The following is a 17134-nucleotide window of genomic DNA, read 5'->3' on the forward strand; positions in this document are numbered from 1 at the left end:
TTGGCGGCATCGACCCAGCCGCCCGAGGACTGCTACAGCTGGCGCTGGATCAGTTCGCCCTTGAACAGCACCGGCCCGGTCGGCCCCGTGGCACTGGGCACACCACCCTTGGGCTCCAGACTGATGGCCAGCGCTGGCACCTGCCTGACGTCGGCTTCACCCGCCACCAGCTTGAGCAGCTTTTCCTGCCCCAGCACACCGAGAGACCGCGGCCCGCCCGCGGGCGGCAGCGCCCACAGCTGCAGTGACTTGTCTGCGCCTTCCTGGAAGCCGCCCACGCGCTGCAGCACCAGCTGGTTGTTCTTGGGGTCGAAGGTGACCAGCATCGATGCGGCCGCCTTGTCGTCCGCCAGCACGGCCACGTACTGGATCTGCGGGGTGGCCTGCAGTTGCTGCTGCAGCGTGGCGATCTGCTGGCCCGACGTGGCCTTGAGCGCACCGTGCACCTGCACGCCGACGGCCACCGCCACCACCGTGGCCAGCGCACCTGCTGCGGCTGCGCCGCGCCACACCAGCAGGCTGTGCCACCAGCTGATGGCGGGCACGGGCGCTGGGGATGCATGGGCGGCCTGCATCGCCTGGGCGGCCTTGTCCGCCTCGACCAGGTTGTGGATGCGGGTCCAGACGTGCGAAGACGGCTGGGCCAGCTCCTGCAGCTCGGTCAGGCCGGACCACCGGCTTTGCCACACCAGCGCAGCAGCCCGCACGGGGGCCTGGTCGCGGGCCAGGGTTTCGAACCGGCGGCGCGCGCCGCCGCGCAGCGTGCCCAGCGCATAGCTGGCCGCCAGCCGGTCGAGCAATTCAGGGTGTCGGGAGATGTTCATGGCTAAGCCTCCAGGCTCAGGCGTACCGCGCCATGCAGGCGCGCAACTGTTCCAGCCCGCGCCGGATCCAGGTCTTGACGGTGCCCAAGGGCAGCTTGAGCTGCTCGGCCAGGTCGCCGTGGCTCAGGTCGCGCAGGTAGGCCAGGCTGACCACCTCGCGCTGCTTGTTTTCGAGCTTGCCCAGGCACTGGTGCAGAGCAAAGGCCTGTTCGCTCGCGTCGGTAGCGTCCATCGGGTTGGTGCTGTCGCCCTCCAGCGTGTCCGCCAGGGTGTCGTCCAGCTCGTTCATCAGGTCGGCCCGGTCGCTGCTGCGCTTGCGCAGGGCGTCGAGCGCCCGGCTGCGCACGATGAGCCCCATCCACGCCATCGGCGGGCTGAGCGACGCTCGGTAGTTGCCAGCGGATCGCCAGATGGTCAGGAAGGATTCCTGGAGTACGTCCTCTGCCGCATCGCGGTTGCGCAGCACGCGCAGCGCCAGGCCGAAAAGCCGGGACGAGGTGCTCTCGTACAGGCTTTTCAGCGCGGAGTCGTCTCGCGCGGCGATGCGGTCCAGGAGGTTCATCAGTTCACTGTCCGTGTACAGGGTGCTCATGCGCCCATTGTCTGGGATAGGTCCGTCTTCTCGGTGCCGAGACAGGCCGTGTAGGTGAATACGCCACAGGCACGCCACTGGATTCACCCCGACGGGCAGATAGAAAGCTGAATCCGGCACGCCTCGTGCCCCGTATACCGGGGATAGCCCCACCAAGCCACCTGATGACTCCCACCTTTGACGGCCGCGCCGAAGCCAGAACACATGCCGCCTGGGCAGCCGGGCTGCTTGCCGCACTGCTGGCAACCGCCGGCTCCCCTGCAATCGCCCAGTCCGTGGAACGCGGCCGGGCCGTGTACGCCGTCCACTGCGCCAGTTGCCACAGCACCGACAAGCATCAGGACGGCCCCGCGCACCGCGGCGTGGTGGGGCGGCGCGCCGGTGCGCTCCGGGACTTTGACTATTCGCCCGCGCTGCGCAACAGCAAGATCCTGTGGACGCGCGCCACGCTCAAGGCCTGGCTCACAGACCCGGAGGCGCTGATCCCCGGCCAGGGCATGGACTACCGCCTGGACAGCGAGCGCGACCGGGAGGACGTGGTGGCATACCTGGCCACTCTCAAGCGGCTGCCTTGACGCCCTACCACTGCGCGCAGATCCCCACCAGCCCCGCCACCACCAGCGCCAGGCCCACGCCTTCGGTGCGCGTCAGGCGCTCGCGGAAAACGCGGCGCGAAACCAGGTAGCTGAACAGCACCTCCACCAGCCCCAGCGTGCGCACGTCCGCCGCAGGCCGCATGGCATACGCCGTGAACCAGGCGATGGACGCCACCGCCCCCATCGAGCCCGCCACCACGGACATGCGCCACGCCCGCGCGATCGAACTCGCCACGCCCGGCTGCCGCGCCAGCAGCCAGCCGCCCAGTACCACCGACTGCAACAGCTGCGCCCAGAACACGCCCCAGGCGCCCGCCACCCAGGGCGCAACACCCGCGTTGGCATCGGCCAGCGCCAGCGATGCCCCCCGAAACCCGACACTCGCCAGCGCGAAGCAGGCGCCCGACGCGAGCCCGAACACCACCAGCCGGCTGCTGCCCCGCCCGCCACCGGGCGCCGCCGCCAGCCCCGCCCCCAGGGCGCGCCAGCCGCCGGGCGGCAGCGACAGCAGTACCACGCCCACCGTGGCGGCACCCATGGCGCCAAGGGCCAGTGTGCCCGGCAGCTCGTGCAGCAGTACGGCCGAGAAAAGCGCCACCTGCAGGACTTCGGTCTTGGAATAGGCCACGGCAAGCACGAAGTTGCGCTCCTTCATGGCCAGCAACAGAAAGGCCGTGGCGCCCACCTGCGTGAGGGCCCCCATGGCCAGCCAGGCGGCGTACATCCCGTTGAACTGCGGCACGCTGCCCGCGCCCGACCAGGTCAGCCCCGCCACCCAGGCGGTGGCCAGCGGCAGGCCGTACAGAAAGCGCACCAGCGTGGCAGCCAGCGTGCCCAGCTCGGCCGTGAGCGAGCGTTGCGCCGCATTGCGCGCAGTCTGCGCCAGTGCGGCCCACAGCGTGAGGGGAATCCAGGCCCAGGCAATCCAGGAGAGAGTCATGCGACGGTTATAGCCGTGCCCCGGCCCGCCGTCCCACGCCGATGGGCACTGCCGCCATGCAGCGCGGCGACGGCGCGCTGCGGCGGGTGCAGATCAATCGGCTGTGATGTGGCTCGTCTCGGCCACTTTCTTCCACTTCACGATGTCGTCGGCGATGATCTTGGTGAAGGCTGCGGGCGTGTCTTCGACCGCGATGGCACCGGCGGCCGCGAACTTGTCCTGCACGCCTTGGGTGCGCAGCGCGCGCACGATGCCGCCGTGCAGCTTCTCCAGCACATCGGCGGGCAGGCCTGCAGGCGCGAGCACCCCGTTCCAGAAGCCTTCGTTGGCGCTCTTGAGGCCCAGCTCCGCGAACGTGGGCACATCGGGCAGCTCCTTCAGGCGCTGGGGCGTGGCCAGCGCCATGGGAACCAGGTTGCCGGCCTTGATATGCGGCATGGACGATGCGAGCGTGTCGTAGATCATCTCGACCTGGCCGCCGATCACATCATTGAGCGCCGGGCCCGTGCCGCGGTAGGGCACATGCACCACGCGCAGGCCGCTGAGCGATTTGTAGTATTCCATCGCCATGTGCGTGGCACCGCCGTTGCCCGACGACGCATACGAATACTTTCCGGGGGACTGGCCCACGAGCTTGGCGAACTCCGCGTAATTCTTGGCGGAGAAGCTCTTGTTGATGGCCAGCACCCCGGGCACCGACAGGATGCGGGTGATGGGCGTGAAGCTCTTGAGCGCGTCGAAGCTCAGGTTCTTGTACACGGCCGAATTGGTGCCATTGGTGCTGGTGGTGCCCAGCAGCAGCGTGTAGCCGTCGGCCTTGGCTTCGGCCACGAAGCGCGCGCCCACCGAGCCGCCTGCGCCGGCCTTGTTCTCCACGATGACGGGCTGGCCCAGCTCCTTGGACAGCGCATCGGCCAGCACCCGGCCGCTGATGTCCGATGTGCCGCCGGGCGGGAAGGGCACCACCAGCTTGATCGGCTTGTCGGGAAAGGCGCCCTGCGCTGCGGCGGGCAGCACGGCTGCGGCCGCCATCAGTGCCAGCACGGCGCCTGCGGCAGCGCGGCGGTTCATTCGTTGTTTGTCCATGGGTGTTGTCTCCTGCGATTGTTGGAATGAAAGGAACATTGAAAGGTCGGGACATGGAAGTGCCGGGCCGTGAAGGCCTACCTGCCCGCGCACGCCTTGCCGCCGTCCACCGGAATGCACACGCCCGTCACGTAGCGCGCCTCGTCGCTCGCCAGGAACAGCGCGGTGTACGCCACGTCCCAGGCCTGCCCCATGCGCCCCATGGGGCTGGCGGCGTTGCGGGTGCGCAGCATCTCCTCGGTGCTGGCGAACTGGCCGGCGATCTGCTGGTGGATGAGCGGCGTGTCGATGACGCCCGGCAGCACCGCGTTGGCGCGGATGCCCCTGGCCGCGTACTGCACGGCCAGTGCGCGGGTGAAATGGTTCAGGCCCGCCTTGGCCGCGTAGTACGGCATGTAGGGGTAGCTGTTGATCTGCTGAGACGCCAGCGACGAGATGTTGACGATGGCGCCGCGCCCCTGCGCCAGCATGACCGGCACCACGTGCTTGCAGGTGAGGAACACGCCGGTGAGGTTGGTGTCGATCACCTGCTGCCACGTGGCCTCGTCCATGTCGACCACACTGCCCATGCGCGTGATGCCCACGTTGTTGTGCAGGATGTCGATGGCGCCAAAGCGTGCATGCACGCGCCGAACCACGTCCGCCACGGCGGCGGAGTCGGTGACGTCTGCGGCGTAGGCCTCGGTGTCGAAGCCCTCGGCGTACAGCTGGGCACGGGTTTCCTCGGCCGCCTCGCGGCGGATGTCCACCACCGCAACGCGCGCGCCTTCGCGGGCATAGACCATGGCCGCCGCCTTGCCGTTGCCCCAGCCGGGCCCGGCCGATCCGCCGCCGAATACCAGGGCCACCCCGCCGGCCACACGGCCCCGGCCGGGCAGGGCATCGAGCGGCGGGAAGTACGCGGCGGGAGCACTTGCATTTTCTGTTGTCGCCATGAATGTCTCTTTCCTTGTCTTTGTGGGCCCCTCAGGGCTCAGCGCACGGCCGCCATGAGCTCGGCCCAGTCGCGTGCGCCCTGCCCCTCGCGCCCGCCCAGTGCGTAAGCCGTCTGGTTCACGCGGCTGATCACGCCGGTCTCCCAGGCCGAGCGGGCATCGCCGATGCGGGCGCTGCCCGCGGCCACCGTGGCGGCCGGAATGCCCCGGGCATCGAGCGCCGGCAGGCGCGAAACGCCCGCGCCGTCGCAGCCGATGCCGGCGTCGTTGTAGAGCGCGGCGAACACCGGCAGCTTGATGGCCGTCTCTGCGCGGCCGCCCAGCAGGCCGCCGTGCGATGCGGTGATCACCACCGCATCGGCGTCCTCTTGGGCCACCAGCGATGCCGAGTCGATCAGCACCACGGTGCGGTGGCCCGGCGTGCCCGGCAGCACCCTGCGCGCTTCGCTCGGCGACGGGCCCGGGTCCACGGCGGACAGGCCGGCTGCAGCCATGCGCTGCGCTGCCTCCATGGCCGGCATACCCACGCGCACGCCCAGCGCCAAAGCCGGTGCATTGGCAAACGAGATGAGCCCGCGCAATGCGCAGTCGGCCCCGTCGCCAATGCGGGCCGAGCGGTGGTGGATGGCCGCGCAGGGCACGCCCAGGCGGCCTGCGTAGTCCAGGCCCGCGATGCCGGCTCGCTCGAGGCCCACACCCGCGTCGCACACCACCAGGCCCGACACGCCCTCGGCCAGGGCCAGATGCACGGCGAACACGCCACCGTGCGACGCGGCCACGGCCACGTTGCCATGCACGTGGGTGCCCATGCGGGTGACCGAATCGCACACCAGCACCTCGCGCGAAGGAATGCCGCTGCTCATCCGCCGCTCCGGTCCTTGTTATGGCCTTCGCCGTCGCCCCGGTAGGGCACCTCGTGGTCGACGAGATCCCACACGAATCGCGCTGACGGGATGCGCTGCTCTTCGGCGATGTGCGCCACCAGCCCGGCCGCGCGCGATATGACGGCAAAGCCGCGCATCAGCGCCGGGGGCACGCCCAGCTCGCCCAGCAGTGTGCCTACCGCGCCCGTGGCGTTGATGGTGATGTGCTTGCCAAAGGCGGCATCCACCTCGCGCGAGAGAACGTCGATGGCCTGCAGGTAGCGCCCTTCGAAGCGCGGGTGCTCGCGGCCGATGGCCAGCAGTTTCGCGGCGCGCGGATCGTCCGGCTTGTGCATGTGCTGGCCGAAGCCGGGGATGGGCTTGCGCTCGGCGCGGTAGCGCTGCACGGCAGAGCGCGCTGCGGCCTCCACGCCCTCGGGCGCATCGATGATCTGGCGCAGCAGGATGGCCGAGTTCTCCACCGTGCCCACGAACTGGCTGCCCACGGCCAGGAGGCCTGCGGCCACACCGCTCTGGATGTTTTCGGGCGAGCTCATGTAGACCATGCGCGTGGCGATGGCGCTGGGAGTGAGGCCGTGCTCCATGATGGCGATGAGCGCCGCGTCGAGCACACGCAGGTCGTCGGCGTCAGGCCGGCGGTTCAGGATCTGCGAGAACAGCACATCGGTGAAGCCGCGCTGCCCCAGCACGTCCTCGGCCAGGTTGTCACCCCGGTAGTGGATCGACGTCTGCGAGTGCGTGCACAGCTCGGTGTACGGGCGCTCGGTGGTCTTGCTGCTCTGGCTCATGCGGCTTTCTCCTGGCTGGCCTGGCGCGCCAGGCGCGTGATGTCCGCCTTGAGAGTGACCTTGTGCACCTTGCCCGCCACGCTGCGCGGCAGGTCATCGTAGAAGTGCACGGCCTTGGGTGTCTTGACGGACCCCAGGTGCTCCTTGGCAAACGCGATGATCTCCTGCGCGCCGACCTGCGCGCCGGGCTTGAGCTGGATGGCCGCGTGCACTGCCTCGCCCCACTTGTCGTCCTCGATGCCGAACACGGCGGACTCGTGCACCGCCGGGTGCTGGTCGAGCACGCTCTCCACGTCGATGGGGTAGACGTTGAAACCGCCGGTGATGACCACCTCGCGCAGGCGGTCCTTGAGGAACAGGTAGCCGCGCTCGTCCACATAGCCACGGTCGCCCGTGTGCAGCCAGCCGTCGATGATGGTCTCGGCCGTCTTGTCGGGCATCTTCCAGTAGCCACTCATGATGAGGTCGCCGCGCACCACGATCTCGCCGGCCTCGCCGGTGGGCAGCAGCGCGCCCTCGGGGCTCATGATGGCCATGTCGGTCAGCAGGCCCTGCCGGCCCACCGAACGCCAGTTGGCCTCGTCGGCGAAGTCGTCGGCGCGCATCACGCTGACCACCTGCGGCGCCTCGGTCTGGCCGTAGGTGGTCTCCAGCACGGGGCCGAAGCAGTCGCGCACCACGCGGATCTTCTCGGGCGGCATGGGTGCGCCGCCGTAGATCAGGTGCCTGAGGCGCGGCAACTGGAGGCGCTCGCCATGCGCCTCGGCCACCAGCATGTACAGCAGCGTGGGCGGCATGAAAGTGGTGGTGATGCAGTCTTCGCGGAAGCTGCGCAGCAGCTCGGCCGGCTTGTTGCTGCCGGGCAGCACCAGGCACCCGCCCTGCGCCAGGATGGGCAGCAGGTACGTGGACGTGCCGTGCGTGACCGGGGCCGAGATGAGGTAGCGGTCGTCGGCATCGAAGCCGAAGGCATGGATCTGGTTGACCAGTGTGGTCACCCAAGCGCGGTATGGCTGCATCACGCCCTTGGGCACGCCGGTGGAGCCGCCCGTGAACTTGATGGCCTGCGCCTCGTCGCGCGAGCGGCCATGCGGCCGGGGCTGCATTCCAGCATGCGCGGCGGCGGCAGAGCCCAGGCCGGCATAGAGGTCGCTGCCCTCGCCCTGTTCGCCCAGGGCCAGCACGCCCCGCACACCCGCCAGATCGAGCGTGCCCAGATGAGCGGGCTCGGCCAGCACGATGCTGGGTTCGGTGAAGGCAATGATGCGGTTGAGTTCGGCCGCCGGGTTGCGCCAGTTGAGTGGCACCCACACCTTGCCGGCCGCCAGCACCGCCAGCAACGCGACGATGTGGTCCACCGTGTTGCCGGCGCAAATGCCCACGCGCGTGCCGGGCTCGGCGTCAAGCTGTTGCAACGCGCAGGCCGTGGCGTCCACGCGGGCGGCCAGCGCAGCATAGGTCAGCGCCTGGCCGCCGCCCACCAGCGCCGTGCGCTGGGGATACAACCGGGCAGCCCGGTGGAAGAAATCGATGGGGTACATGCAGTTTTCCGGAATATGGACTTTTGAAGTCCAGCCGCTTTCAGAATTTGGAGCAGAATCAAGGGAAATTATTCCTCCCAAAGCTTCACTGGCAAAGGCCAAAAGTCCACAATTCGGATTTACGGCCAATTTGATATTCATGACCACCGTACAAAGCCTGGACCGCGCCATCGAGCTGCTGCGCTTGATTTCGTCCGAACACAAGTCCGGCGCCCGCCTGTCCAACCTGGTGGCCGCAAGCGGCCTGGCACAGCCCACCGTGCACCGGCTGCTCAAGCAACTGGTCGAGGGCGGCCTCGTGATGCAGGACGCCCAACGCCGCTACCGCCTGGGCCACTTCGCGTACGAGTTGGGGCTGGTGGCATCCACCCACTTCAACCTGCGCGACCAATGCGCGCCCTTTCTGGCCCGCATCAGCGCCGAGACTGGGGACACCGCCTTTTTGGTGGTGCGCAGCGGCGCCGATTCTTTCTGCCTGGACCGTCAGTCGGGCAGCTTTCCCATCCAGGTGCTGACAGTGGAAGTGGGCAAGCGCCGCCCCCTGGGCATTGGCGGTGGTGGCCTGGCGCTGCTGAGCTTCATGCCCCCGAGCGAGCTGCCGGATGTGCTGGACCGCATCGAGCCGCAGCTCGCGGCCTACGGCGGCCTCACGCGGCAGGTGCTGCTGGGGCTGATCCAGACTGCGCGCGCGCAGGGCTACGCCAGCATCACCAACTATGCGGTGGCTGGGGTGACGAGCATTGGCGTGCCCATCAGGGACCGTGGTGGCGTGGTCATTGGCGCGATCAGCGTGAGCGCGATGACGGCGCGCATGCAGCCACGGGAGGGGCTGGTGGTGCAGACGCTGCAGCGGGAGATTGCAGGGTTGCAGAAGGGGTTGTAGGAGGTGCGGGCGCTGACGATGGCGGCATTGCAGCGATTGCGCCCTTCCACTAACACGGCTCCATGGTCGCTGGCCGACTGGACAGCGGATGGGCTCAAGAGACAGCAGTCTCTTGGCGTTCTACAAGGACGGCAGCTTCACTCAGGCCCAGCGCCGCAGTCAGCTGTCAGCTGTCACCGGGCTGCCGGTGCCATGGTGCCCAGCGCCTTGATCACCTGATCGGTGATATCCACCTTGGGCCCGACCAGCACGGCATCCCGCAGGATCAGGTCGTACTTTTCCTGTTTGAAGATCTGCCGGATCGCGCGGTGGGCCTGCTCCTCCAGGATGGCCATTTCCTCGTTGCGGCGCTGCGCCACCTCCTCATTGAACTCGCGGCGCTTGCGCATCAGTTCCCGATCCCGATCGACGAGTTCGCGCTGCCGGCGCGCGCGCTCGTACTCAGTCAACGTGGGGCTGTTCTTGTCCAGTTCTTTGGCTGCGGCTTGCACGCGGGTAGCCTGCTCGTCCAGCTCCTTGTCTCTCTTGCCAAATTCGGCTGCCAGCTTGTCTCCTACGGACCTGGCGGGAAGGGACTCGCTCATCAGACGATCGAAGTTCACGTAGCCGATCTTCAGGTCCTGGGCCAGCGCCGGGAGCGGAGCCAGCCAAAGCGTGCAAACCGCCACCATGCCGGCAGCCAAGGCAGCCGCTGCACGGCGGGCCACCGCGCAGGCAGCCGAGCAAAAGGTCTGATTGAGTGTGTTCATCAAAGTACCGTGCCGACTTGAGAGCTGGAGATACTGGATGGTATCGGGTACTTTTGAAAAGCTGCTGCTCCATGGCGGCGCCCCGGCTGACATTCGACGGTCTTGCAGGTTTCAAGAGCTTGCGAAGGGATGTCGCTGTGAGCAGAAGGTCGCAGAGCAAACCTGCATGCTCACGTGGCGCATGGTGCCGGCAGACTCGGCGCTCGAAGCGTTGGCGCTGCGCCGTGAATCAGTCAGGCGCTTGCTCGACCGGATACGTCCCCGGCAACAGAATCGAGCGGTCCACCGTATTGATGTTCGTGTGGCCACAGAACGCCATGGTGATGTCCAGCTCCTTCTGAATGATCTGCAGCGCACGCGTCACGCCCGCTTCTCCATAGGCACCCAGCCCATACAGAAAGCTCCGCCCGATCAGCGTGCCCTGCGCGCCCAGCGCGCGGGCCTTGAGCACGTCCTGGCCGCTGCGGATGCCGCCGTCCATCCACACCTCGATGCCGCCACCGGCCTGGCGCACGGCCTGGGCAATGCCGGGCAGCGCGGCAATGGACGACGGTGCGCCGTCGAGCTGGCGGCCTCCGTGGTTGCTGACGATGAGCGCGTCGGCGCCGCTGTTCACCGCCAGGCGGGCGTCTTCGGCGTCCATGATGCCCTTGAGGATCAGCTTGCCGCCCCAGCGCTTTTTGATCCATTCCACATCGCCCCAATTGAGCTGCGGATCGAACTGCTCGGCCGTCCACGATGACAGCGACGACAGATCGCCCACGCCCTTGGCGTGGCCCACGATGTTGCCGAAGGTGCGGCGCTTGGTGCCCAGCATGCCCAGGCACCAGTGGGGCTTCGTGGCCAGATTGATCAGGTTGGCGATGGTGGGCTTGGGCGGCGTGGACAGGCCGTTCTTGATGTCCTTGTGGCGCTGGCCCAGGATCTGCAAATCCAGCGTGAGCTGCAGCGCCGAGCAGTTGGCGGCCTTGGCGCGGTCGATCAGGCGCTCGATGAAATCGCGGTCGCGCATCACGTACAGCTGGAACCAGAACGGGTGGCGGCCCGTGTGCTCGGCCACGTCCTCGATGGAGCAGATGCTCATGGTGGACAGCGTGAACGGGATGCCGAAGGCCTTGGCGGCGCGCGCACCCAGGATCTCGCCGTCGGCGTGCTGCATGCCGGTGAGGCCGGTGGGCGCTATGGCCACAGGCATGGCTACGTCCTGGCCGACCATGGTGGTGCGGGTGCTGCGCCCCTCCATATTCACGGCCACGCGCTGGCGCAGCTTGATGCCCTGGAAGTCCTGCGTGTTGGCGCGGTAGGTGCCCTCGGTGTACGAGCCGGAGTCGGCGTAATCGTAGAACATGCGCGGCACGCGGCGCTTGGCAATGACGCGCAGGTCTTCGATGCAGGTGATTTTGGACAGGTCAGGCACGCGGACGCTCCAGAGGCAAGAAGGGGTTGCAGGGTGAACAGGTCAAGTCTGCGCTGGATGGTAGGCAGTTGGGCAAGGCACTGCCATCAAAATTATTTGCGCGGGGCTGCAACAAATTTCCATCGCAGCTGCCGCTGGGCAGACCGCCCACGCCCAAGCCATGGATGATTCGTGCCGCTAACGCTTGCTGCAAAAAGGCCAGCAGCTATGAAATGTATAGCAATAGCATCCCGACTCCGGACGCTCGAATGTGCATGTGTGAGGCGATGGCGGCACGGCGAGCCGGACGCTCAGGCACCCTGCCCCATGGGAGGATCCACCTGTACCACCTCGGGCTCCGTGTCAGGCCCGGTGTACAACATGAAGCGCATGCGCCCGCCGCGCTTGGCGGCGTACATGGCGCTGTCGGCGTGGCGCGAGAGCGCATCGAACGTGTCGCCGTGCTGGGGGTACAGGGCGATACCGCCGCTCAGGCCCATGGGCAGCACGCTCCCCGCCAGCTCGAAAGGCGCATCGCAGGACGCCAGGATCTTACGGGCCACACCACAGGCGGGCTCTACACCCTCCAGACCGGGCAGCAGGACCACGAACTCGTCGCCACCCTGGCGGCACACGGTGTCGGAGGCACGCACCGCTTTCTTGAGGCGCTGGGCAAACTGCACCAGCAGCAGGTCGCCCACGTCATGACCCAGGCTGTCGTTCACAGCCTTGAAGCCGTCCAGGTCGAGGTACATCACGGCCAGGCATTTGCCGTCGCGCCGTGCCTGGGTGATGGCCATCTGGGCGCGGTCCTGCAACAGCACGCGGTTGGGCAGGTCGGTCAGCGCGTCATACTGGGCCAGGTGGGCCATGCGCTCGGCCATCACCACGGCCTCGGTCACATCGCGCAGCACGGACACCGCGCCAGTGACGTGGCCGTGGCGGTCGGTGATGGGACTGGAGGTCTTCTCGACCTGAAAGCGCTGGTTGCTGGTGCGGTGCACGACCACGCCGCGCACCGAACCCTTGCCCAGGCCCGTCTTCAACGCAGCCAGCAGCGAGCTGGCCAGCACCCCGTCGTTGTCGGGGCTGCGCAGCACCACGACCTCATCGATGCGGCGGCCCGCCGCATCGAAGGCCTGCCAGCCGGTCAGGCGCTCGGCCACCGGGTTGAGGTAGGTAACGTAGCCCTGCGCGTCGGCGCAGACCACTGCGTCGCCGATGGACTGCAGCGTGAGACGCACACGCTCCTTTTCGGCAAAGAGCTCTTCCTCCATGCGTTTGCGCTCGGTGATGTCGGTGGCCTGCACAAAAAAGCCGTGCACCTGGCAGTCATACTCGTCGGGGAGGTAGGTCACCAGCGTGTGGCGCACGTGGCCCTGGGTGTCGACCAAGGCGCTTTCGAACAACTGCAACTGACCGGCCAACGCGTGCTGCATGAAAGGCAGGTTCTGCGCATAGACCTCCGGGCCCAGAAGCTCGCTCACGTGCATGCCGCGCAGTTCTTCGGGCCGGATGCCGAACCAGTCGAAGTAGACCTGGTTGGCAAAGCGGTTGCGCAGCTCCGTGTCCCAGTAGCCAATGGCCGAGGGCAAGTTGTTGAGGATGGTGCGCATGTCATGCTCGGCCACGCGCAGCTGGGCCGAAACCTGCTGGCGTAGCGTGAGCTCGCGCACGAACAGCCAGGCCAGCCCCACGCAGGCCATCATCAGCAGTAGCGCGAACCCGCCCAGCACGGCAGCGCTGCGGTACCACTTGGCCAGTACGGTGTCGCTGGCCTGGGCCACATTGATGATGAGTGGGTAGGAGCCCACCTGCCGGAATGCGTACAGCCGCTCAACCCCATCGAGCGCCGCAATCCCAATGAAGGCGCCGCTGCCCTCGCGCTGGAAACGCTCCAGGTTGGACGATCCCGCAATGGTCTTGCCCACATCCGAGTCTCCGTACGGATAGCGGGAGATCACCACGCCGTCATGCCTGAACAGGTTGACGCCGCTGTTGACTCCCAGATCGAGCGAGCCGAACAGTTCATTGAAGTAGCTCAGGCGCACTGCGCCCACCACCACGCCGGCAAAGCTGCCGTCCGGATGCCGGTAGGCGCGTGCCATGGGCAGCACGTTCAGGCCGGTCACCCGAGAGGGCACTGGCTTTCCGATGAAAAGCCCCTGGTGTCCGTCCTTCGCGAAAGCCTCGAAGTAGTCACGGTCAGCGAGGCTGGCCCGTCGCAGCGTGCTCGACCCCGAGTCAAGCACGATGTTGCCCGATGCGTCGAGCACAAACACATCGCCCGCCCCCCGAGCGCGCAGCGAGTTGTCAAAGATGACGCGGTTGCGCAAATCCGGAGGCAGGGCCCACACATCGCTGCGCGCCACTTCGCGGGCCACGCCTTCCAGCGACTTGTCGATGGAGTCCAGCGACCAGCTCAGCCCCTGCTCCAGCGTGCGCACCAGGTTGGTGTTGGTCTGGCTCGCGTAATTCCACTCGTCGGTACGGATCGTCCAGATCGTGCGCGCGAACAAGGCGCCTATTCCCAGCGACAACAGCAGCGCAAGCCAGATCAGGCGGTGGGAGAAGAACTGGCGCAGGAACGGCATAGAAATATTTTGTAACCATTCTAGTAGGGTGCGCTGTCGGTGAGCTTGCACGGCAGGCCGCGCCCTCCATGGCGAACCTCACCGTAGCCGCCGCACCGGGTGCCGTCAATTCGCAGAGCCCCGGGGCTGCGCGGCGGCCACACCAGCACCGCGCACCTCGATGCGGATCTCGTCGAGCACTTGTCCCCGGGCGTCCGTGATCTGCACCACATGCCGCCCCGGCCAGGGCAGCCAGGCCACGCGCGGGCCCCGGCCCAGGGGCTTGCCGTCCATGCGCCACAGCAGGCCGTCGCCGGTGGCGGCAAACTGCAGGCGCTGGCGCGCGGGCGGGATGTCCGGGTCGAGCGCGATGATGGTGCCTGCGGCCGGGGCGGTGATGCGCGCCGGCGCGCCGGGCACGGCGGCTGCAGGCTGGTGCGCTGCAGACCTGGAGCCTTTGGCGGACCTGACGCTCGCCTTGTCTCCCTGTGCAGCTACTGAATCAATAGCAAACAAAGGCTGTTGCGTGCCCTGCACAAACCACTCTTCGCGGGCGGCCTCCAACGGCTGGTGTCCGTCGACGAGCGACACGGCAGGCCCCGGCCCGAACCGGACCGCAGTCTTCACCACACCAGTCGGGGCGCGCGGCGCGCGGCTGGGCTCGCGCGCATGCAGAAAACCCATCACGGCCGCCCAGATGGGTGCCGCGCCGCTGGTTCCGCTCACGTCGTGCATGGAGGCGCCGCTGGCGTTGCCCACCCACACGCCCACGGTGTAGCTCTCGGACCAGCCCACGGCCCAGTTGTCCCGCATGTCCTTGCTGGTGCCGGTCTTCACCGCAGTCCAGAAACGCGTGGCCAGCACGCTGTCGGTGCCGAAGGTTCGGGCGCGCGCGTTGCCGTCCGAGAGAATGTCGCCCACGATGAACGCCGCACGCGGGTCCATGGCCGCCGTGAATGCGGGTGCGCGGCCCGGCGCCGGCGCGGCCAGCGCCACCGGGCTCTGGCGGCCTGTGTTGGCCAGCGTGCGGAACGCGTTGGTCAGGTGCAGCAGCGGCACCTCGGGGCTGCCCAAAGCCAGGCTGTAGCCAAAGTAGTCGCCGCTTTCGCGCAGCGGCATGCCGACGGCGCGCAACTGGCGGTGGAAAGCGTCTGGCGTGACCATGACGAGCGTGCGCACCGCCGGCACGTTGAGCGACGCGGCCAGCGCTGTGCGCGCCGACACCCAGCCCTTGAACTGCCGGTCGTAGTTCTGCGGGATGTACAGGCCGCCCGCCGTGGCGATGTGTGCGGGCGAGTCGTCCACCAGCGATGCCGCTGTGAGGCGCCGCTCGGCGATCGCCTGCCCGTACAGGAAGGGCTTGAGCGTGGAGCCCGGCTGGCGCAGCGCCAGCACGCCGTCCACCTCGCTCGCCTGGCTCAGCTGGCCCGACGACCCCACCCACGCCAGCACCGCCCCGGTGGCGTTGTCGAGCACCAGGACCGCGCCATCTTCGACGTTGCGCCCGCGCAGCTCGCGCAGGTGCTGCTGCAGGCTGGCGGCGGCAAAGCGCTGCAGCGGTGCGCGCAGCGTGCTGGATATGCGTTCGGGCAGTCCAGCACCGTCCTTGTCGCGCTGGCGCAGCAGGTAGCGCGCAAAGTGCGGCGCCACGCCCTCGCTGGCATCGAACGCGCGGCGCTGCAGCGCTGCGGTGGTGAAGAGGTCAAGCGCGTCGCAATCCACGCGGGGCGATACCGCCTGCACCGCGGGACGCTGGGGCCGAGGGGCTGCCACCAGCGCCTGCATGTCGCGCAGCACGCCACAGGCCCGCTGGGCCACCAGCGCCGGGCGCGCGTTGGGCGCCCTCACCAGGGCTGCGGCCACCGCGGCCTCGCGGTCGTCCAGGCCGTGGGCGGCCTTGCCGAACAAGGTGCGCGAGAGCGCGTCGATGCCCACCAGCTCGCTGCGAAATGGAACGAGGTTGAGATAAGCCTCCAGGATCTGGTCCTTGCGCCAGCGGCGGTCCAGCACCTGTGCGGCCACCGTCTGGCCGAGCTTCTGGACCACGGTGCGCCCGCCCGGGCCCTGGCGCCAGTCGCCGTCAAGCAGGCCTGCGAGCTGCATCGTGATGGTGCTCGCTCCGCGCGTGCGCTGATTCCACAGATTGCCCCAGGCTGCGGCCGAGGCGGCGCGCCAGTCCACACCACTGTGCTCGAAAAAGCGCTTGTCTTCACTCAGCACCAGCGCTGTGCGCAGCGCTGGAGACACGTCGGCCAGGGCCACCCACTGGCCGCGCCGCACCGTGGCGTCGGTGCGCAGGCGCTGCAGCACCTCGCCTTCGCGCGAGAGAACCACCGTGTCGGAGGGCCTGAAGTCTGAGCGCACCTCGTCGTATGTGGGGATGGCGCGGGCGGACGGCGCGGCCAGGGAGGCGGCCATCAGCAAGGCCGCGGGCGCTAGCCTAGGCCAGGCCATAAAGGCGACCCAGGCGGTCCACCGCGGCCTGCACGAAGTCCTCGGGCAACGCCTCGATCGTGCGCGAGGCCGGCGTGAAGACTTCTTCGCCCCAGCGCGCTTCGATGGCCTTGAGCTGGTCCACCCGGACACTGCGGTTCACCGGGTACTCGGGGCCGAAGAACGCCAGCGCCTCGTCCAGCGCCTGCAAGGTGATGGGCATCCCCAGGCTCTGCAGCGCAGAACGCGCCGTCAGCGCCAGGTCGCCCGCACTGTTCCAGAAGAACTGGTTGAGGGTGCCATTGAGCGTCTCGGCCTCCAGCCGCCACAGGGCGATGGCGTGCTTCTCCTCATCGAGGAGGCTGTCGAACCCCTCGTTCCAGCGGCTCTCCAGCCTCTGCCAGGCCTGTGTCCGCGTGATGCTGTCCATCAGCCGCGCGGCTCCACGTAGACCTTGTAGTTGTCCAGGATCGCCTGCCATCCCGCGCGCTGCTGGTCGGGCGGGAAGGTGGTGTCCGGGGTGAAGGTCTGCCGCACCTCGGTACGCCCTGCGGGCAGGTCGATGAACTCGACCACCACCTCCCGGTGCTCGCCCAGCGCGTAGCGCAGCCGGCGGTGCGGCACGATCTCGGTGAACGTGCCCGCAAAGTCAAACCCCATGGAGCCGTCTTTCGCCTCCATGCGGTAGCAAAAGGCGCCGCCCACGCGCAGGTCGTTCTCCGCATGGGGACAGCACCATGCGGGGCTGGCGAAATTCCAGGCCTCGATGGCGGCGGGGCTGATGAACGCCTGCCAGGCGCGCTGCGCATCGCATCCGAGCACGACGGACACCGTGATCGGTGCGGCGGGCTGCTGCGCTGTGCTGGATACATCGGTCATGGGGAGGGCTCCTGTCCTGACTGCGTGGAAGGCAG

16 protein-coding genes are annotated in these 17134 nt (G+C 68.1%); 2 read left to right on the top strand and 14 right to left on the bottom strand.

Annotated elements, in window-relative coordinates; translation table 11 throughout:
* Nucleotides 1–32: 32 nt before the first annotated feature.
* Together KW835_RS01145 and KW835_RS01150 are read right to left on the bottom strand one after the other, a co-directional pair.
* The gene (locus tag KW835_RS01145) at nucleotides 33–824 is read right to left on the bottom strand and encodes an anti-sigma factor domain-containing protein (protein ID WP_218380445.1); all 792 of its coding nucleotides are present in this window, start codon (nucleotides 822–824) and stop codon (nucleotides 33–35) included.
* 16 nt (nucleotides 825–840) lie between these two features.
* Nucleotides 841–1416, bottom strand: coding sequence for a sigma-70 family RNA polymerase sigma factor (locus tag KW835_RS01150; protein ID WP_218380446.1), 576 nt, complete (start codon nucleotides 1414–1416; stop codon nucleotides 841–843).
* Nucleotides 1417–1580: 164 nt separating this feature from the next.
* Between KW835_RS01150 and KW835_RS01155 the strand changes: the two genes are divergently transcribed.
* Complete coding sequence (locus KW835_RS01155) at nucleotides 1581–1991, top strand: cytochrome c family protein (RefSeq protein WP_218380447.1); 411 nt, start codon at nucleotides 1581–1583, stop codon at nucleotides 1989–1991.
* A 4-nt stretch (nucleotides 1992–1995) separates the two neighbouring features.
* On the opposite strand, the gene KW835_RS01160 is transcribed toward KW835_RS01155, so the two are convergent.
* The 6 genes from KW835_RS01160 to KW835_RS01185 all read right to left on the bottom strand — a co-directional run bounded on the left by KW835_RS01160 (nucleotide 1996) and on the right by KW835_RS01185 (nucleotide 8186).
* Nucleotides 1996–2952: a DMT family transporter gene (locus KW835_RS01160; protein WP_218380448.1), complete on the bottom strand. Its 957-nt coding sequence runs from the start codon at nucleotides 2950–2952 to the stop codon at nucleotides 1996–1998.
* Between the two features lie 93 nt (nucleotides 2953–3045).
* Entirely contained in the window at nucleotides 3046–4038 is a 993-nt protein-coding gene (locus KW835_RS01165) for a tripartite tricarboxylate transporter substrate binding protein (protein ID WP_255593174.1), read from the bottom strand.
* A 77-nt stretch (nucleotides 4039–4115) separates the two neighbouring features.
* Nucleotides 4116–4973, bottom strand: coding sequence for an SDR family NAD(P)-dependent oxidoreductase (locus KW835_RS01170; protein ID WP_255593175.1), 858 nt, complete (start codon nucleotides 4971–4973; stop codon nucleotides 4116–4118).
* A gap of 38 nt (nucleotides 4974–5011) precedes the next feature.
* Complete coding sequence (locus KW835_RS01175) at nucleotides 5012–5836, bottom strand: hypothetical protein (RefSeq protein ID WP_218380449.1); 825 nt, start codon at nucleotides 5834–5836, stop codon at nucleotides 5012–5014.
* On the bottom strand, nucleotides 5833–6645 hold the full coding sequence (locus KW835_RS01180) for a citryl-CoA lyase (RefSeq protein WP_218380450.1): 813 nt from the start codon (nucleotides 6643–6645) through the stop codon (nucleotides 5833–5835). The genes KW835_RS01175 and KW835_RS01180 overlap by 4 nt, the downstream gene beginning before the upstream one ends.
* Nucleotides 6642–8186: a class I adenylate-forming enzyme family protein gene (locus KW835_RS01185; RefSeq protein ID WP_218380451.1), complete on the bottom strand. Its 1545-nt coding sequence runs from the start codon at nucleotides 8184–8186 to the stop codon at nucleotides 6642–6644. The genes KW835_RS01180 and KW835_RS01185 overlap by 4 nt, the downstream gene beginning before the upstream one ends.
* Before the next feature lie 139 nt (nucleotides 8187–8325).
* Between KW835_RS01185 and KW835_RS01190 the strand changes: the two genes are divergently transcribed.
* Entirely contained in the window at nucleotides 8326–9069 is a 744-nt protein-coding gene (locus tag KW835_RS01190) for an IclR family transcriptional regulator (protein ID WP_218380452.1), read from the top strand.
* A gap of 173 nt (nucleotides 9070–9242) precedes the next feature.
* Here KW835_RS01190 and KW835_RS01195 read toward each other — a convergent pair whose 3' ends face one another.
* The 6 genes from KW835_RS01195 to KW835_RS01220 form a co-directional block, all read right to left on the bottom strand.
* Entirely contained in the window at nucleotides 9243–9818 is a 576-nt protein-coding gene (locus tag KW835_RS01195) for an OmpH family outer membrane protein (RefSeq protein WP_218380453.1), read from the bottom strand.
* 229 nt (nucleotides 9819–10047) lie between these two features.
* The gene (locus KW835_RS01200; protein ID WP_339385480.1) at nucleotides 10048–11235 is read right to left on the bottom strand and encodes an alpha-hydroxy acid oxidase; all 1188 of its coding nucleotides are present in this window, start codon (nucleotides 11233–11235) and stop codon (nucleotides 10048–10050) included.
* 290 nt (nucleotides 11236–11525) lie between these two features.
* On the bottom strand, nucleotides 11526–13808 hold the full coding sequence (locus tag KW835_RS01205; protein ID WP_218380454.1) for a diguanylate cyclase domain-containing protein: 2283 nt from the start codon (nucleotides 13806–13808) through the stop codon (nucleotides 11526–11528).
* Nucleotides 13809–13913: 105 nt separating this feature from the next.
* Nucleotides 13914–16241: a penicillin-binding protein 1C gene (pbpC, locus tag KW835_RS01210; RefSeq protein ID WP_218380455.1), complete on the bottom strand. Its 2328-nt coding sequence runs from the start codon at nucleotides 16239–16241 to the stop codon at nucleotides 13914–13916.
* Nucleotides 16228–16650 (bottom strand): DUF4375 domain-containing protein, encoded by a 423-nt coding sequence (locus tag KW835_RS01215; RefSeq protein ID WP_218380456.1) that lies wholly within the window; start codon nucleotides 16648–16650, stop codon nucleotides 16228–16230. Before KW835_RS01215 ends, pbpC begins: the two co-directional genes overlap by 14 nt.
* Nucleotides 16650–17099, bottom strand: coding sequence for an SRPBCC domain-containing protein (locus tag KW835_RS01220; protein WP_218380457.1), 450 nt, complete (start codon nucleotides 17097–17099; stop codon nucleotides 16650–16652). Before KW835_RS01220 ends, KW835_RS01215 begins: the two co-directional genes overlap by 1 nt.
* Between the last annotated feature and the right edge of the window lie 35 nt (nucleotides 17100–17134).

Origin of the sequence: Acidovorax sp. sic0104, from assembly GCF_019219095.1 — a bacterium.
Lineage (GTDB): Bacteria > Pseudomonadota > Gammaproteobacteria > Burkholderiales > Burkholderiaceae_C > Acidovorax.

Bases quoted from the DNA above. Each gene is read 5' to 3' on its own strand.
- KW835_RS01145 (WP_218380445.1), bottom strand. From the start codon at position 824: ATGAACATCTCCCGACACCCTGAATTGCTCGACCGGCTGGCGGCCAGC.
- KW835_RS01150 (WP_218380446.1), bottom strand. From the start codon at position 1,416: ATGAGCACCCTGTACACGGACAGTGAACTGATGAACCTCCTGGACCGC.
- KW835_RS01155 (WP_218380447.1), top strand. From the start codon at position 1,581: ATGACTCCCACCTTTGACGGCCGCGCCGAAGCCAGAACACATGCCGCC.
- KW835_RS01160 (WP_218380448.1), bottom strand. From the start codon at position 2,952: ATGACTCTCTCCTGGATTGCCTGGGCCTGGATTCCCCTCACGCTGTGG.
- KW835_RS01165 (WP_255593174.1), bottom strand. From the start codon at position 4,038: ATGGACAAACAACGAATGAACCGCCGCGCTGCCGCAGGCGCCGTGCTG.
- KW835_RS01170 (WP_255593175.1), bottom strand. From the start codon at position 4,973: ATGGCGACAACAGAAAATGCAAGTGCTCCCGCCGCGTACTTCCCGCCG.
- KW835_RS01175 (WP_218380449.1), bottom strand. From the start codon at position 5,836: ATGAGCAGCGGCATTCCTTCGCGCGAGGTGCTGGTGTGCGATTCGGTC.
- KW835_RS01180 (WP_218380450.1), bottom strand. From the start codon at position 6,645: ATGAGCCAGAGCAGCAAGACCACCGAGCGCCCGTACACCGAGCTGTGC.
- KW835_RS01185 (WP_218380451.1), bottom strand. From the start codon at position 8,186: ATGTACCCCATCGATTTCTTCCACCGGGCTGCCCGGTTGTATCCCCAG.
- KW835_RS01190 (WP_218380452.1), top strand. From the start codon at position 8,326: ATGACCACCGTACAAAGCCTGGACCGCGCCATCGAGCTGCTGCGCTTG.
- KW835_RS01195 (WP_218380453.1), bottom strand. From the start codon at position 9,818: ATGAACACACTCAATCAGACCTTTTGCTCGGCTGCCTGCGCGGTGGCC.
- KW835_RS01205 (WP_218380454.1), bottom strand. From the start codon at position 13,808: ATGCCGTTCCTGCGCCAGTTCTTCTCCCACCGCCTGATCTGGCTTGCG.
- pbpC (WP_218380455.1), bottom strand. From the start codon at position 16,241: ATGGCCTGGCCTAGGCTAGCGCCCGCGGCCTTGCTGATGGCCGCCTCC.
- KW835_RS01215 (WP_218380456.1), bottom strand. From the start codon at position 16,650: ATGGACAGCATCACGCGGACACAGGCCTGGCAGAGGCTGGAGAGCCGC.
- KW835_RS01220 (WP_218380457.1), bottom strand. From the start codon at position 17,099: ATGACCGATGTATCCAGCACAGCGCAGCAGCCCGCCGCACCGATCACG.